This window comes from Variovorax sp. Varisp53 (assembly GCF_059491555.1).
The window spans coordinates 2,314,034-2,327,882 of the sequence record NZ_CP168512.1; the positions used below are offsets into that span (position 1 = coordinate 2,314,034).

A 13,849-nucleotide genomic window follows, 5' to 3' on the forward strand; every position below is an offset into this window, starting at 1 on the left:
TGTCTGCCTTGTCAGATGAGGGGAGGGCGGTCGGCGAAGCGGGACTCCTCGAGCCCGCGCACGCCGGCGCCGTGGATGGCGAACACCGCGCCCGCGTCCGGATGGTCGCTGCGCAGCAGGTTGCCGCTGTTGCTGATCGACGTGAGGTAGATCACGTCGAGGTCGGGGCCGCCGAAGCAGGGGCAGGAGACGTAGGTCACCGGCAGCTGGATGGTGCGCTCGAGCCGGCCTTCGGGCGTGAAGCGCACGAGCTGGCCGGCCTGCACCAGCGCCACCCACAGATGGCCTTCGGCATCCACGGTGGCGCCGTCGGGCACCGAGCCGAGCGCCCGGGTATCGACCAGCACTTCGCTCGGGCCGGCTGCGTCGCTGGCCGTGTCGTAGGGGTAGCGGCGGATCTGGTGCGTGTGGCTGTCCGCGAAGTAGAGCCAGCGGCCGTCCGGGCTGAAGCAGGTGGCGTTGGCCACCGCGATGCCGGTGTCCAGCGTCTTCACCGACCCGCCGGCCGTCAATTGGTAAAGCGCGCCTTCGGGCTCGGCGCGGCCCAGGGTCATCGAGCCGACGACGAAGCGGCCGGCGCGGTCGGTGCGGCCGTCGTTCAGGCGCATGCGCTCTGCGCTGTGCGTCACGCCCGCGTCCATGGGCACGAGCGTGCCGCTGTCGGGGTCGAGCAGCCAGAAGTCGTGTTCCAGCGCCAGCAGCAGGCGGCCGCTCTCGCACAGCGCGATCGAGCCGATGTGCTGCGGCGCGTGCCACTCGGCGCTGGCGCCGGTGGCGGGCGTGTGGCGGCGCACGAGCTGGGCGCGGCCGTCGATCCAGTAGAGCGACTGGCTGCGCGCGTCCCACAGCGGGCATTCGCCGAGCAGGTCGCGCCGCGGCTCGAGGATGTCGATCTGCATGCCCACCGTAGCGCTCACTTGCCCTTGATGAAGTCGCAGCTGCTCTCGGCCAGCGGACGCCAGGTCTGCTCGGGCGGGATCTCGGCGCGCACCGTGTAGTAGTCGTTCGCTCCCTTCGACTCGGCCGGCTTCTTCACCTGCACGGCGTACACCGGGCGCAGCGCCTGGCCGTCCTCGCGGATTTTGACGTCCTTCGAGAAGAAGTCGTTGATCGGCGTGGCCTTCATCTTCGCCGCGACCGTGGCGCCGTCGTCGGTGCCGGCGGCCTTGACCGCGTTCAGGTAGTGCATGGTCGCGCTGTAGGCGCCGGCGTGGATGTAGGTTGGCACCACGCCCTTGTTGCGAGCCATGAATCGCTTCGACCATTCGCGCGAGGCGTCGTCGCGGTCCCAGTAGAACGGCACCGTGAGCTGCAGGCCCTGGGCCACGTCCAGCCCCATGGCCGATACGCTGTTGATGGTCATGCCGAACACCGACACCATCTGGCCGTTGCGTGTGAGCTTGTACTCGGCCGCCTGCTTCAACGCGTTCGACAGGTCGAGCCCGGCGTTGAGGATGACGATGGCCTGCGCGCCGCTGGACTGTGCCTGCAGCAGGTACGACGAGAAATCGGTCGCGCCCAGCGGATGCTTGACCGAGCCCACCACCTTGCCGCCGGCGGCCTGGATGAACTTGGTGGCGTCGTCCTGGAAGGCCTGGCCGAAGGCGTAGTCCACGGTGATGAAGTAGAAGCTCTTCACGCCTTGCTTCATCAGGCTTTGCACGCCCGCCTTGGGCAGCGCATAGGTGTCCGTGAGGAACTGGAAGTTCATCGGCGAGCACGACTTGTTGGTGAGCTCCGCGCTCACCGTGCCGGCAATCAGGTACGGCTTCTTGCGCTCCTTGAGCAGCGAGGACACGCCCAGCGCGATCGACGAGGCCGAGCCGCCGACGATGGTGTCGACCTTCTCGGTGTCCAGCCATTTGCGCGCAATGTTCAGGCCCACGTCGGGCTTGTTCTGGTCGTCGGCCACCAGCACCTCGACGGGCTTGCCGAGCACCTTGCCGCCAAAGTCCTCGACCGCCATCTTCACGGCCAGCGAAGAGCCGGGGCCGCCGTTGCCCGAGTAGGGGCCGGTCTGGTCGGCCATGACGCCGATGCGAACGACGTCGTCGCTGATGGTGTTCGGGGTGCCTTGCGCAGCAGCTACGGCGCAGGCGAGAAGGATGGCCGCAGGGGCCGCGAGCCGGAATCGATGTTGCATGCTTGTCTCTCCATTGTTTTCAGGGTTGCTGTCGCGTGAACTCGGCCGCAGCACCGGCGGGTGTTGGTGGGCGTCCGAACCTCAGTCGGCAACGGCCGCGTCGGTCGGCAGCCGGTGGCCCTGGAACTGCTCGCGCAGCCGTGTCTTCAACAGCTTGCCGGTGGCGGTGTGGGGCAGTTCGTCGACGAAGACCACGTCGTCGGGCATCCACCAGCGGGCCACGCGGTCCTGCATGAAGCCGAGGATTTCCGCGGCTGTGACCTCTGCGCCTTCGTTCGGCACCACGATCAGCAAAGGGCGCTCCTGCCACTTGCTGTGGTACGCGCCGATCACCGCGGCTTCCTTTACCTTGGGGTGGCCGACCGCGAGGTTCTCGAGGTCGATGGAGGAGATCCATTCGCCGCCCGACTTGATCACGTCCTTCGAGCGATCGGTGATCTGCACGTAGCCGTCCTTGTCGATCAGCGCGACGTCGCCGGTGGCGAACCAGCCGTTCGCATCGAGTTCTGCGCCGGGCTCCTGGCCGTAGTAGGCCGACACGACCCAGGGGCCGCGCACCTTCAGTTCCCCTGGCGTGTGGTCGTCGGCCGGCAGCCGGCGGCCTTCGGCATCGAACACCGCGATCTCCACGCCGAAGATGGCGCGTCCCTGGCGGGTCTGCACGTCGAAGCGCTCTTCCAGGGGAATGCCGTCGTGGCGCGGCAGCAGGTTGCAGATGGTGGCCAGCGGGCTGGTCTCGGTCATGCCCCAGGCCTGGATCACGTAGGCGCCGAACAGGTGCTCGAACTTCTCGACGATGGCACGCGGCGCGGCGGAGCCGCCGACCACGACGCGCTCGAGGCACAGGGCGGCGCGCGCAGCCGCATCGAGCTTCTCCGCGTGCTGGAAGAAGCCCAGCCACACGGTCGGTACGCCGAGCGAGAAGGTGCAGCGCTCGTCGCGCATCAGGTTGAAGAGGCGCTCGCCGCCGAGGTCCGGGCCCGGCAGCACCAGCTTGGCGCCGCACATCGCGGCGGCGTAGGGAATGCCCCAGGCGTTCACATGGAACATCGGCACCGCGAGCAGCACGCTGTCGCGCGCGCACAGCTGCAGGCCATCGGCGGCACAGGCGGCCCACGAGTGCAGCACCGTCGAACGGTGGCTGTAGAGCACGCCCTTGGGGTTGCCCGTGGTGCCGGAGGTGTAGCACAGCGACGAGGCGGTGTTCTCGTCGAGCGCAGGCCATTCGGCGAGCGGTTCGGCATCGGCCACGAGGTCTTCGTAGCACAGCAGGGGGCCGGGCAGGTTCAGCGCAGGCAGCTCCGCGCGCGAACACATCGCGACGAATCCCTTGACCGATTTCAGCTGCGGTGCGACCTGTTCGAGCAGCGGCGCAAAGCCCAGGTCGAAGAAGACCAGCTCGTCGGCCGCGTGGTTGACGATGTAGCCGATCTGCTCGGGAAAGAGCCGCGGGTTCACGGTGTGCAGCACCGCGCCCATGCCCGAGGCGGCGTAGTAGAGCTCGAGATGCCGGTGCGTGTTCCAGGCCAGCGTCGCGACGCGCGCGCCGGGCTGGATGCCGAGCGTCCGCAGGGCGGAGGCGAGCCTGGCCGCGCGCTGGGCCACCTTGCGCCAGGTGGTTCGCACGCAGGTCCGCATGTCGAGGTGCGAGACGATTTCAACGTCCGGATGATGGCGGGCCGCGTGTTCCAGCAGGCTGGAAATCAGCAGCGCGTTGTTTTGCATCAGGGCGTTCATTCGTTGTCTCGCGTCTCTGGTTCTGTGGTCTCGGCCGCCGGTCTCGATGCTTGTTTTTACATGCCGGCCGGTAAGTTAATTTATGCTAGCAGTTTTGGCTGACAGCCACAACGCGGGTGGGTCGGGGGAAACCCGGGGATCAGCGGTTGGCTGTCTTCAAGGCGACGTGCCGTTGGCACGCGTCATCTGGGCGAGGGTTGCGCTGGTCAGCGCGCGCACGCCGATGCGCATGGCCGACTCGTCGATGGTGAACAGCGGCGAATGGTTCGTCGGACCCGCGCGGTCCGGATAGGGCGAGGCGTTGAGGATCCAGAAGACCACCGGGATGCCGGTTGCGCCGAACGCACCGAAGTCCTCGGAGCCCATCGACGGCAGGATTTCCGCGACCTTGTCCTTGCCGGCCGCAGCCTTCAGGCCATCGACCAGCGCCAGGGTGGACGGTACGTCGTTGACCAGCACGCCATAGCCGCCGCCGGTGTCGATGCGCACGTCGGCCTTCACGCCGTAGCTGGCCGCGATGTGTTCGGCCTTCATGCGGATCTGCTCGTGGGCCGTCTTCTGGTTCTGCGCCGACAGCGCGCGCACCGTGCCGGAGAGCTCGGCGGTCTCGGGCAGGATGTTGAAACGGTTGCCGCTTTGCAGCATGCCCACCGTGACCACGGTGGCGCCGCCGTCGATGGTCGGGTTGGTGCGATGGCTCACGATGTTCTGCAGGCCCAGCGTGATCTCCGCGGCCGCCAGCATCGGCGTATTGGCGGCCCATGGCGCGGCGCCGTGTCCGCCCGCACCGCTGAGCTTGATGTCGAACACGTCGATGCTGGCCAGCATCGCGCCTGGGCGATAAGAGATCGAACCCTTGGGCGCCTGCGAGCCGATGTGCTGGCCCAGCACGACGTCGACCTTGGGGTTGTCGAGCACGCCCGCCTTGACCATGGCCAGCGCGCCGCTCGGGCGGTCGCCGGGGCCGATCTCCTCGGCCGGCTGGAACAGGAACACCACCGTGCCGGGCAACTCGGCGCGCATGGCCGAGAACGCCTGCGCCGCGCCCAGCAGCATCGCCACGTGGGTGTCGTGGCCGCAGACGTGCGCTACCGACACCTCCTGGCCACGCCACATGGCCTTGGCCTTCGAGCGGAACGGCAGGTCGTTGCGCTCCTCGACGGGAAGGGCGTCCATGTCGGCGCGCAGCGCGACCACCGGGCCGGGCTTGCCGCCGCGAAGCACCGCCTTGATGCCGGTGCCGGCGATGCCGGTCTGCACTTCGATGCCGGGAATCTTCGCCAGGACCGCGGCGATGTACTTGGCCGTCTCGACCTCTTCGTAGGCCAGCTCGGGATGCTGGTGGATGTGCCGGCGCCATGCGATGACGTTGGGCTCGGTGGCATCGGACAGGGCGAGCGCACGATCGAGCAGCGGTTGCGGCGTTGCCGCCGAAGCCACGGCCGACACGATGCCCATCGCGGCTGCACACAGGGTCTGTTTGAAGAGTCGCATGAGGGTGCCTTGTTGTGGTGCGCCACGGCCGCAGAGGTTGGGGTTTGTTTTACATGTCGGCCGGTAAGTTAATTGATGCTAGCAGTTTTGGCTGATAGCCACAACGAAGGGGGCGGGGGAAAGCGGAGGGATCAGCAGGCCGCTGTCTGCCTGTAGGTTTTCGCCGGGGCACGGGCATGAAGCGGCCCGCGCCCCGGCATTGCGACGTTCAGCAGGTCTTGCCGTGGGCTGCGTGAGCGCCCTTGGCCTTCGCGTCGGCCTCCGACATGTACGAGCCGTGCTTCGTCTTGCCGAAGTACTTGTCGTTCGCGCAGTGATAGACCTTGCCGTTGACCCAGACCTGGCCTGCGGCCGGTGCTGCTGCCGTGGTGGTCGTTGCGGGTTTGGCCGCGGGCGCTGCGGCCGCAGGCGCCGCGGCTGGTGCTGCTGCCGGTGCCGGTGCCGGTGCCATTTTTGCAGCGGGAGCGGGGCTCGTCGTTGCTGGTGCAGCCGGTGGCTGCTGTGCAAAGACCGAAGCGGTGAAGACAGTTCCGGCAGCCAACAGGATCAGGGCTCTTTTCATGATTGCACCTCAAGGGTCACACGAAAACACGTGCATGTGGCTGTCAACGTCCTCGCCGCACGTCGGTTGACTCTTCGGTCATGCCATTGATGGCGACCTGTTCCAGGTACGGGCGCATTTCACGATTGTCAGAACTGGGCTTGCTCAGTTTGCAGAGGCGACGGCGGAGGAAAAAAAAAGCTCGCACGAAGGCGAGCTGAAGGACCCCGTTTTCGCAGGGTCGGAGGGAGGACCCGCCGGAGGGGCGGGCAAGCCAATGATCGCGACCAATCTGGGAGACATCGAGGATGGGGGCCGGAGATTCATCCGATGCCAACCTTGAAGAATCTCGAATACCAAGAACTATTTCCTTTGGGGGCAGCGCCGCGGCGCCTATCCTCGGCGCCCTCATGAGCGTCACACAACAACTACAGCTTCTCGTCAAACTGCCCGATGGCTGGTCGAGCCGCATCGATATCCAGCGGACCGCGGACGGCCGCTACGCCGGCGTTGCCGAGCTGAGCCTTCGCGGGCTCAAGCGGGGAGTGCTCGTATTCATGCAGCAGCCCACGCTGGAAGCCGCAGTGGAGCGCGTGAGGCTTCGCGCCAGCCAGTTCGCGAGGGCGCGGCTTTCCTTGCCGAGTGCGCGGTCGTAGATGCCGCGCGACTGAGCAATGCCCTGCAGGTTGGGTTTTTCTATCCTGCACATGAGAATTCCCAACCCACGAACGCACAGCCACGCGGCACCATGGAGCCTCACTGAAGGAGGACGCCATGAAGGCATTCAGGAAGTTCGTTGGCGGCGTCATCTCTATCGCCGGAGCCGTGGTGCTGGTGGCTCAGCACCTGTGAAACGGGCACGTGCCCGCTGCCGCGAGGCACTCAGCCGAAGGTGAACACGTAGGCCTGCGCGCCGGCATCGAGGAATTCGATCTCGAACAGGCGCTCCCCGTCGTTCCCAGCCTGGCGGACCAGCTGGTACAGCCGCTGCCCGTCGATGGTTCCGTTGCCCTGCGCATCAGTATCGGCGCCATGGTCCGCGAGCGGAGGCTTGCCGTCGATCAGCACCCTGAAGCGCACCGGCTTGCCATCCGCCGACGGGCCAAGCACGAGATGCAGGTCGCGTGCGTGGAAGCGGTAGGTGATGCGCCCGTTGGCGCGGGCCAGCACCGCGCGTTCGCTCTCCACCGTCCATTCGCCAGCCAGCGCCCATTGGTTGGTGCGCAGTGATGGCGCAGCCGCGGAATAGACGTGCGCATGGTCGTTCGCGATGCCGCCGGGCGAAGCGAAGTTGTGCGCGCGCTCGTAGCCCAGGTAGGTCTCGCCCGACAGGGCCGGCGATTCGGCCGGCGCGGCCTGCGTGCCTTGGCCATGCGGCGAGACCAGGTCGGCCGGTACGGCAGGTCGCCCCGCTTCCGCCAGCAACTGCTGGATGACCTGCTCCGCCTTCGCATACTGGCCCTCGCCGAACTGGTGATGCCGGATGCGCCCCTGCGCATCGACGACGTAGAACGCCGGCCAGTACTGGTTGCCGAAGGCGCGCCAGATCGCGTAGTCGCTGTCGATGGCCACGGGGAAATTGATGCCTAGCTCCTTCGTCGCGCGGCGCACGTTGGCGGGCAGCTTCTCGAACGCGAACTCCGGCGCATGCACGCCGACCACCACCAGCCCCGCGTCCTTGTACTTCTCGGCCCAGGCACGAACGTAGGGCAGGGTGCGCAGGCAGTTGATGCACGAGTAGGTCCAGAAGTCGACCAGCACCACCTTGCCGCGCAAGCTCTCGGCGGTCAGCGGGGCGGAGTTCAGCCATTCGGTGGCGCCCGCGAGCGAAGGAAGGCCGCCTTCGTCGGGCAGCGCCGGTGCGCGAGGTTGCGATAACGGCACGGGGACTGGCATTGGCATGTCGATCTTCTCCACAAGTGCTTTCTCCAGGGCCGAAGTGGTGCCGACCGACAGGCGGCTGAGAAGCCCGGTGTCCAGTCCCAGCGCGATGGCGCCTACACCCGCGAGCACGGCCACGCCGGCTGCACGCCGTAGCCATTCGCCGGTGCGCAGCGAGCCCTTCATCGCCGAGAACAGCCGCCCGCCGAAGAGCAGCGCGGCCGCCAGCGAGGTACATGCACCGGCCGCGTAGGCCAGCAGCAGCAACGAGGTGCCGATGCTTGCGCCGTTGAGCGCCGCGCCCGTCAGGATCAGCCCGAGGATCGGCCCCGCGCAAGGCGCCCACAGCAGCCCCGTGCCGACCCCCAACAGGAGCGGCGAAAACACCGACGCCTTTGTTTCCGGTGCAGGCCCCGCCAGCCTCAAGCCGAGTGCCACCAGCGGCCGGCTCAACCGGTCGGCCACCGACGGAAACAGCAGCGTCACGCCGAACACCGCGAGCATCGCAATCGCTGCATAGCGCCCGTACTGGTTGAGCGCCACGACCCAGCCGCCGCCCACGGCTGCGAGCGTGGCAATGGCCGAGAACGCCAGCGCCATCCCCAGCAGCATGGGCAGGCCGTGCGAGCGGAACGGCCGGTCGGCGCGCGCGAACACGAAGGGGAGCACGGGCAGGATGCACGGGCTCAGGATGGTGAGCACGCCACCGAGGTAGGCAACGATGAGGAGCAGCATGATCGGATTCCGGTCGGTGAATGTTGTCGATGAATGGCTGAAATGGGAAGTCGGGAGCGAGCACGGCCCTTCACGGTCTCGCCATGCGAGCCGCTTTTCTTTTTCTTCTGCGGTCGGTGGTGTTGCGGCGGCTGCCGCAGCCGGCTCAGTCCGGTGGTGCGGCTGCGTTGGTATTCATGGTCAGCCGGGCTTCCAGCCCGCCTTCGTCCCGGTTGCGCAATGTGAGCTCCGCGCCCATCGCCGTCGCCAACTGCTGTGCGATGGCGAGGCCCAGCCCGGTGCCGCCGGTGTTGCGGTTGCGCGAGCCCTCGACGCGGTAGAAGGGCTTGAGCACGTTCTCCAGCTGGTCGGCCGGAATGCCGGGGCCGTTGTCGACCACGGCCAGCGTCAGCCGGTTGCCGGCGTCTGCATGCACCTGCAGGCGCACGTCGGTGCCGAACTTCAGCGCGTTGTCGATGAGGTTCGTCAGGATGCGCCGCAGCGCGTTCGGCCGCGTCACCATGGGCTCGCCCACGCGGCCTTCGAGCAGCACCTGCTCGCCCGAGTCCTCGTAGTCGGCCACCATGCTCTCGAACAGCGCGTCGGCGTCGATGCGGCGCGGCGGCTCGGTGGCGCCGTGCAGCGTGCGCGCGTAGGTCACGCCTTCGCGCACCAGGGTGTGCATGGCGTCGAGGTCCTGGCGGAACTTGTCGCGGTCGTGGCCGTCGTCCATCAGGTCGGTGCGCAGCCGCATGCGGGTGATGGGCGTCTGCAGGTCGTGCGAGATGGCCGCGAGTATTTCCACCCGCTCGGCCATGTAGCCGGCGATGCGCTTCTGCATCGCGTTGAATGCGCGCGCCGCGTGCTTCACCTCGGTCGGCCCCTCTTCGGCCAGTTGCTGGCCCTTCAGGTCGGGTCCCAGCTCGTCGGCCGCGTCGGCCAGCTGCGCCAGCGGCCGCGTGACCAGCCGCACCGCGTACCAGGCGCACACCGCCAGCACCAGCAGCTGCACCCACAGCAGCCACATCACCCAGCTCGACACCGGCATGTCCACGCGCCGTGCATGCACCACCACCGAGGAGCCGTCCGACAGGCGCACCTGGATCTGCAGGCCCTGCGGCGGGTTGCTCACCTGCCCGAACTTCACGATCTCGAAGGGGCGCATCGCGTCGGCGATCGCGGTCGCGAACTGCTGCGACGACGGCGTGTCCGGCGCCTTGCCCTGCGCGCTGCCGCCGAGCACGAAGCGGTAGTTGCGCCGCTCCAGCCGCGCCAACCAGCCTTCGCGCTCGTCGGCCGGCAGCCGGTCGAGGATGGCGACCGAGCTGGCGATGTCGCGCTCGATGCCGATCATCATCAGCTCGCGCATCGCGATGCCGCGCTCGTAGCCGATGGCCATGAAGGTCAGCAGTTGCGCAATGGCCAGCCCGACGACGATGATCAGCGTCACCCGCGAGAACAGCGAGCGCGGCAGCAGCCGGCGCAGGCCCATGGGGGCGGAGGAGGCCGGCGCGATGTCGGCGGGAAGGCTGGCGGCGGAAGTAGGCATGGACAGGTTTATAGACCCGGTCCCGCTCCAAGGCGGGCCGCTTTGTATTCCAGTGTGTTGGGCCGCGTGGACCGACATACAACATTACCCGTCGCGCCCGTGCAAGCAACATAGTGTGGTCGCCCGGCCCGCCGGATACACGGGTATACAAAACCGCCCGATCCTTCGCCTGTACGGGCTACATTGCACCTGCCCGTCGCCCCGTGGGCGCATCACCGCACTGCCATGAACATTCCCAAGACCTCCGATCACATCCTCATCGTCGACGACGACCGGGAAATCCGCGAACTGCTCTCCACCTACCTGGTCAAGAACGGCCTGCGGGTGGTGACGGTACCCACGGGTCGGCACATGCGCGCGGCGCTCGAGGAGTCGGGGCCTTTCGACCTGATCATTCTTGACCTGATGCTGCCGGGCGAAGATGGCCTCACGCTGTGCCGCGACCTGCGCACGGGCAAGTACAAGGCCACGCCCATCCTCATGCTCACCGCGCGCAGCGAGGAGGCCGACCGCATCCTCGGGCTGGAGATGGGCGCCGACGACTACCTGGCCAAGCCGTTCTCCGCGCGCGAGCTGCTGGCGCGCATCCGCTCGGTGCTGCGCCGCACGCGCATGCTGCCGCCGAACATGCGCTCCACCGAGTCGGCCTCGAAGCTGGCCTTCGGCGACTGGCAGGTCGACACCACCGCGCGCAACCTGATCGACGACAGCGGCGTGATGGTGGCGCTCAGCGGCGCGGAGTACCGGCTGCTGATGGTGTTTCTCGACCATCCCCAGAAGGTGCTGAGCCGCGACCAGCTGCTGAGCCTCACTCAAGGTCGCGAGGCGGAGCTCTTCGAGCGCTCCATCGACCTGCTGGTGAGCCGCCTGCGCCAGCGCCTGGGGGACGACGCACGCGAGCCGCGCTACATCAAGACGGTGCGCAGCGAGGGCTACGTCTTCTCGTCGGCGGTCGAGGCGCTCGACTGACGCCTGTGCGGCCGAGGCAGCTGCGGCTGCCGGGCGGGGATGCATTGGCAGTTCACCGGGTTGCGGATTTCTTGCGAGATGCCGCCTGCGAGGAAGAGGAGGGCGAACCAGAGCTTGTTCATTTCTCTTGTCTGTATTGTTTTGCGGTTGCTGATGTTTGGGGGCGTGCGAATGGCACCGGGTGCTCCCCTCCGCGAATGTCCCCCGTCGTCGTGATCGCACCCCGAACTAATGCGCCGTCTCAAGTCCCAGAAGGCTCAGCCAGCAGCGCCTGAATCTTCTTCTCGGTAGTGCCGTAGCTGCCTTCGCCAAAGTGCGAATAGACGATCTTCCCCTGCTTGTCGATCAGGTACACGGCCGGCCAGTATTGGTTTCTGAAGGCCTTCCAGGTGCCGTAGCTGTTGTCCTGCGCCACGGCATGCTTGATCTGCAGGCGCGCGATGGCGTCCTTCACGTTCTTCGTCGATTTCTCGTACGCGAACTCCGGCGTGTGAACGCCCACGACGACCAGGCCCTTGTCCTTGTACTTCTCGTTCCACTCCTTCACGTAGGGCAGGTGGTTGAGGCAGTTGATGCAGGTGTATGTCCAGAAGTCGACCAGCACGACCTTGCCGCGCAACTCGCTCAGCTTCAGCGGCGGCGAGTTGAGCCAGGTGTCGATGTTCTGGAACTCCGGTGCGGGCACGGCCTCGCCGGCCGGAATATCGCCGCCCAGCGGCGAGGGCGCGGCAAAGGTCAGCGTGAGGGCTGCCGCAGAGGCCGCGATGGCGACGGCAAAGAAGAGGGCGGGAGAGCGAAAGCGCATGGCGGTTCCTTCGGAAGAGTGACGGGCGTTCGTCTGTGAACGGAGCCGATTCTTCGCCGGGCCACCCCGCCGCGGAGCGAAATGCGTATGCCTCTGTATCCGCGGGACGAACCCCACACACTACGTTTCACATCCCGCGCGGACGTGCGTGGTCAATCGACCCTGATGTTGCGCGAGCGGACCAGCGCACTCACCCTGGCCGTCTCGTCCTGCACGAACTTCGCGAACGCCTCGGGCGCGGTGCCCGCGGGCTCCAGGCCCAGCTGCAGCAGCTTCTGCCGCACGGCCGGATCGGCGAGCGCCGCCTGCACCGCCTTGCCGAGCTTCTGCACGATGTCGGCCGGCGTCCCCTTGGGCAGGAACACGCCGTTCCACTCGACCACGTTGTAGCCCGGCAGGCCCGACTCGGCCAGCGTCGGCACGTCGGGCAGCCCCGGCAGGCGCTTGATGGAGCTCACGCCCAGCGCGCGCAGCTTGCCGCTCTTCACGTAGCCCAGCGTCGAGGCCACGTTGCCGAAGTAGGCCGACACCTGCTCGCCCATCACGTCGGTCAGTGCCGGCGCGCCGCCCTTGTAGGGCACGTGCATCAGGCCGATCTTCGCCTGCTCGTTCAATGCCTCACCGGCGAGGTGCGAACCGGTGCCGCCGCCCGCCGACGCGAAGCTCAGCTTGCCCGGGTTCTTGCGTGCGTAGTCGATGAACTCCGGCACCGTCTTGTAGGGAGCGGTCGCCGGCACCACGAGGATCTGCGGCGCCGTGGCCACCAGCGACACGGGAATGAAGTCCTTCGCCGCGTCGAAGGGCAGCTTGCGCAGCGAGGGGTTCACCGAGAACGCCGATGCGTCGTACAGCACGGTGTAGCCGTCGGCCGCCGCCTTGGCCACGTTGTCGGCGCCGATCACGCCGCCCGCGCCCGGCTTGTTGTCGATCACGATCTGCTGGCCCAGCGCAGTGCTCATCTGCTGCGCGACGATGCGCGCGGTGTTGTCGGCACCGCCGCCCGCGGCATACGGCACCACCATGCGGATCGGCTTGTCGGGCCAGGCGGCCCAGCCCAGCAGTGGAGCGGCGCAGGCGGCCAGCGCCGCGACGGATTTCAGGAGTCGCTTGTTCATGTCGATGTCTCGGATCTTGTGGTTCAGGAAAAGTCGTAGAGCCGCGCCGGGTTGTCGACCAGCACGCGCCGGCGCTGCGCTTCGTCGGGCACCCACTGGCTCAGCAGGTCGAACAGCTGCGCGTCGTCGGGCTTGGCGGTGCGCTCGGTGGGATGCGGCCAGTCGCTGCCCCACACCACGCGTTCGGGCGCCTGCATCACCCACGCCCGCGCGAGCGCGACGGTGTCGGCATAGCCGCCTTGCGCGCCGACCCGCGAGTCGAGGTATGCGCCGGACAGCTTGATCCAGGTGCGGCCGTTGTCGAGCAGCCGGTGCATCACGTCGAACGCGGGATGCGCCTGCGCGTCGGGCTGCGGAATGCGCGCGAGATGGTCGAAGACGACGGTGCAAGGCAACCGCGCGACCAGCGCCGCGTGTTCCGCGATCTGGCCGGCGCTCCAATGCAGCTGCACATGCCAGCCGAGCGCATGCACCCGGTGCGCCAGCGGCTCGACCATGCCGAAGTCCGTCGCTGCATTCGTCGGCGTGTACAGCGTGAAGCGGATGCCGCGGATGCCGCCCGCGTGCAGCCGTTCGAGTTCAGCGTCGCTCGCGTCGGGCCGCACCACCGCCACGCCGCGTGTGTGCTGCGCGCCCAGTTCGCGGATGGCCGCCAGCGTTACGCTGTTGTCGGTGCCGTGCACGCGCGGCTGCACGACCACCGTGCGCTGCGTGCCGATGCGCCGCTGCAGCAGGCGATAGTCGTCGGCGGTGGCATGGTCGAGCATGGCGTCGGGCGATCCGTGCAGCGCGAAGCGGCGGTCGTACACGTGCATGTGCGCGTCGCAGGCGTCTTCGGGCGCCGCATCGGCGGGCTTGCGTGTGCCGCTGCTGTGCGGCACAACCAGGTCGGCGCGCATGG

At 67.6% G+C, this 13,849-nt stretch carries 13 protein-coding genes; 2 read left to right on the forward strand and 11 right to left on the reverse strand.

All coding sequences use genetic code 11. The annotated features are described in order from the left end of the window. Positions 1-11: 11 nt before the first annotated feature. The 5 genes from ACEOAB_RS10745 to ACEOAB_RS10765 form a co-directional block, all read right to left on the reverse strand. A complete protein-coding gene (locus ACEOAB_RS10745; RefSeq protein ID WP_413748868.1) occupies positions 12-917 on the reverse strand; it encodes an SMP-30/gluconolactonase/LRE family protein in 906 nt (301 codons plus the stop codon). Beyond that, positions 914-2,143, reverse strand: coding sequence for an ABC transporter substrate-binding protein (locus ACEOAB_RS10750; RefSeq protein ID WP_413748867.1), 1,230 nt, complete (start codon positions 2,141-2,143; stop codon positions 914-916). Before ACEOAB_RS10750 ends, ACEOAB_RS10745 begins: the two co-directional genes overlap by 4 nt. Before the next feature lie 81 nt (positions 2,144-2,224). After that, the gene (locus ACEOAB_RS10755) at positions 2,225-3,880 is read right to left on the reverse strand and encodes a long-chain-fatty-acid--CoA ligase (protein ID WP_413748866.1); all 1,656 of its coding nucleotides are present in this window, start codon (positions 3,878-3,880) and stop codon (positions 2,225-2,227) included. Between the two features lie 156 nt (positions 3,881-4,036). Further along, complete coding sequence (locus ACEOAB_RS10760; RefSeq protein WP_413748865.1) at positions 4,037-5,374, reverse strand: M20 metallopeptidase family protein; 1,338 nt, start codon at positions 5,372-5,374, stop codon at positions 4,037-4,039. Between the two features lie 208 nt (positions 5,375-5,582). Further along, positions 5,583-5,936 carry a hypothetical protein gene (locus tag ACEOAB_RS10765; RefSeq protein WP_413748864.1) on the reverse strand — a complete coding sequence of 118 codons (354 nt, stop codon included), beginning with the start codon at positions 5,934-5,936 and terminating at the stop codon, positions 5,583-5,585. 389 nt (positions 5,937-6,325) lie between these two features. Here ACEOAB_RS10765 and ACEOAB_RS10770 point away from each other — a divergent pair, with 389 nt between their 5' ends. Beyond that, on the forward strand, positions 6,326-6,571 hold the full coding sequence (locus ACEOAB_RS10770; protein WP_413748863.1) for a hypothetical protein: 246 nt from the start codon (positions 6,326-6,328) through the stop codon (positions 6,569-6,571). Between the two features lie 226 nt (positions 6,572-6,797). Here the strand turns inward: ACEOAB_RS10770 and ACEOAB_RS10775 are convergent, their stop codons facing one another. Both ACEOAB_RS10775 and ACEOAB_RS10780 read right to left on the reverse strand, forming a co-directional pair. Next, the gene (locus tag ACEOAB_RS10775; RefSeq protein ID WP_413748862.1) at positions 6,798-8,531 is read right to left on the reverse strand and encodes a cytochrome c biogenesis protein DipZ; all 1,734 of its coding nucleotides are present in this window, start codon (positions 8,529-8,531) and stop codon (positions 6,798-6,800) included. Positions 8,532-8,676: 145 nt separating this feature from the next. Beyond that, positions 8,677-10,059 carry an ATP-binding protein gene (locus ACEOAB_RS10780; protein ID WP_495653711.1) on the reverse strand — a complete coding sequence of 461 codons (1,383 nt, stop codon included), beginning with the start codon at positions 10,057-10,059 and terminating at the stop codon, positions 8,677-8,679. A gap of 225 nt (positions 10,060-10,284) precedes the next feature. Here ACEOAB_RS10780 and ACEOAB_RS10785 point away from each other — a divergent pair, with 225 nt between their 5' ends. After that, a complete protein-coding gene (locus ACEOAB_RS10785; RefSeq protein WP_413748860.1) occupies positions 10,285-11,028 on the forward strand; it encodes a response regulator in 744 nt (247 codons plus the stop codon). Here the strand turns inward: ACEOAB_RS10785 and ACEOAB_RS10790 are convergent. The 4 genes from ACEOAB_RS10790 to ACEOAB_RS10805 form a co-directional block, all read right to left on the reverse strand. Next, positions 10,992-11,150, reverse strand: coding sequence for a hypothetical protein (locus tag ACEOAB_RS10790; RefSeq protein ID WP_413748859.1), 159 nt, complete (start codon positions 11,148-11,150; stop codon positions 10,992-10,994). The genes ACEOAB_RS10785 and ACEOAB_RS10790 overlap by 37 nt on opposite strands. 119 nt (positions 11,151-11,269) lie before the next feature. Next, positions 11,270-11,833 (reverse strand): thioredoxin family protein, encoded by a 564-nt coding sequence (locus ACEOAB_RS10795; protein WP_413748858.1) that lies wholly within the window; start codon positions 11,831-11,833, stop codon positions 11,270-11,272. A gap of 152 nt (positions 11,834-11,985) precedes the next feature. Beyond that, a complete protein-coding gene (locus tag ACEOAB_RS10800) occupies positions 11,986-12,948 on the reverse strand; it encodes a tripartite tricarboxylate transporter substrate binding protein (RefSeq protein ID WP_413748857.1) in 963 nt (320 codons plus the stop codon). A gap of 23 nt (positions 12,949-12,971) precedes the next feature. After that, on the reverse strand, positions 12,972-13,847 hold the full coding sequence (locus ACEOAB_RS10805) for an amidohydrolase family protein (RefSeq protein ID WP_413748856.1): 876 nt from the start codon (positions 13,845-13,847) through the stop codon (positions 12,972-12,974). Between the last annotated feature and the right edge of the window lie 2 nt (positions 13,848-13,849).

Excerpts from the sequence above, each read along its gene's own strand:
- ACEOAB_RS10770 (WP_413748863.1), top strand. The coding sequence starts at position 6,326 with ATGAGCGTCACACAACAACTACAGCTTCTCGTCAAACTGCCCGATGGC.
- ACEOAB_RS10800 (WP_413748857.1), bottom strand. The coding sequence starts at position 12,948 with ATGAACAAGCGACTCCTGAAATCCGTCGCGGCGCTGGCCGCCTGCGCC.
- ACEOAB_RS10755 (WP_413748866.1), bottom strand. The coding sequence starts at position 3,880 with ATGAACGCCCTGATGCAAAACAACGCGCTGCTGATTTCCAGCCTGCTG.
- ACEOAB_RS10785 (WP_413748860.1), top strand. The coding sequence starts at position 10,285 with ATGAACATTCCCAAGACCTCCGATCACATCCTCATCGTCGACGACGAC.
- ACEOAB_RS10775 (WP_413748862.1), bottom strand. The coding sequence starts at position 8,531 with ATGCTGCTCCTCATCGTTGCCTACCTCGGTGGCGTGCTCACCATCCTG.
- ACEOAB_RS10795 (WP_413748858.1), bottom strand. The coding sequence starts at position 11,833 with ATGCGCTTTCGCTCTCCCGCCCTCTTCTTTGCCGTCGCCATCGCGGCC.
- ACEOAB_RS10805 (WP_413748856.1), bottom strand. The coding sequence starts at position 13,847 with ATGCGCGCCGACCTGGTTGTGCCGCACAGCAGCGGCACACGCAAGCCC.
- ACEOAB_RS10760 (WP_413748865.1), bottom strand. The coding sequence starts at position 5,374 with ATGCGACTCTTCAAACAGACCCTGTGTGCAGCCGCGATGGGCATCGTG.
- ACEOAB_RS10780 (WP_495653711.1), bottom strand. The coding sequence starts at position 10,059 with ATGCCTACTTCCGCCGCCAGCCTTCCCGCCGACATCGCGCCGGCCTCC.
- ACEOAB_RS10765 (WP_413748864.1), bottom strand. The coding sequence starts at position 5,936 with ATGAAAAGAGCCCTGATCCTGTTGGCTGCCGGAACTGTCTTCACCGCT.
- ACEOAB_RS10750 (WP_413748867.1), bottom strand. The coding sequence starts at position 2,143 with ATGCAACATCGATTCCGGCTCGCGGCCCCTGCGGCCATCCTTCTCGCC.
- ACEOAB_RS10790 (WP_413748859.1), bottom strand. The coding sequence starts at position 11,150 with ATGAACAAGCTCTGGTTCGCCCTCCTCTTCCTCGCAGGCGGCATCTCG.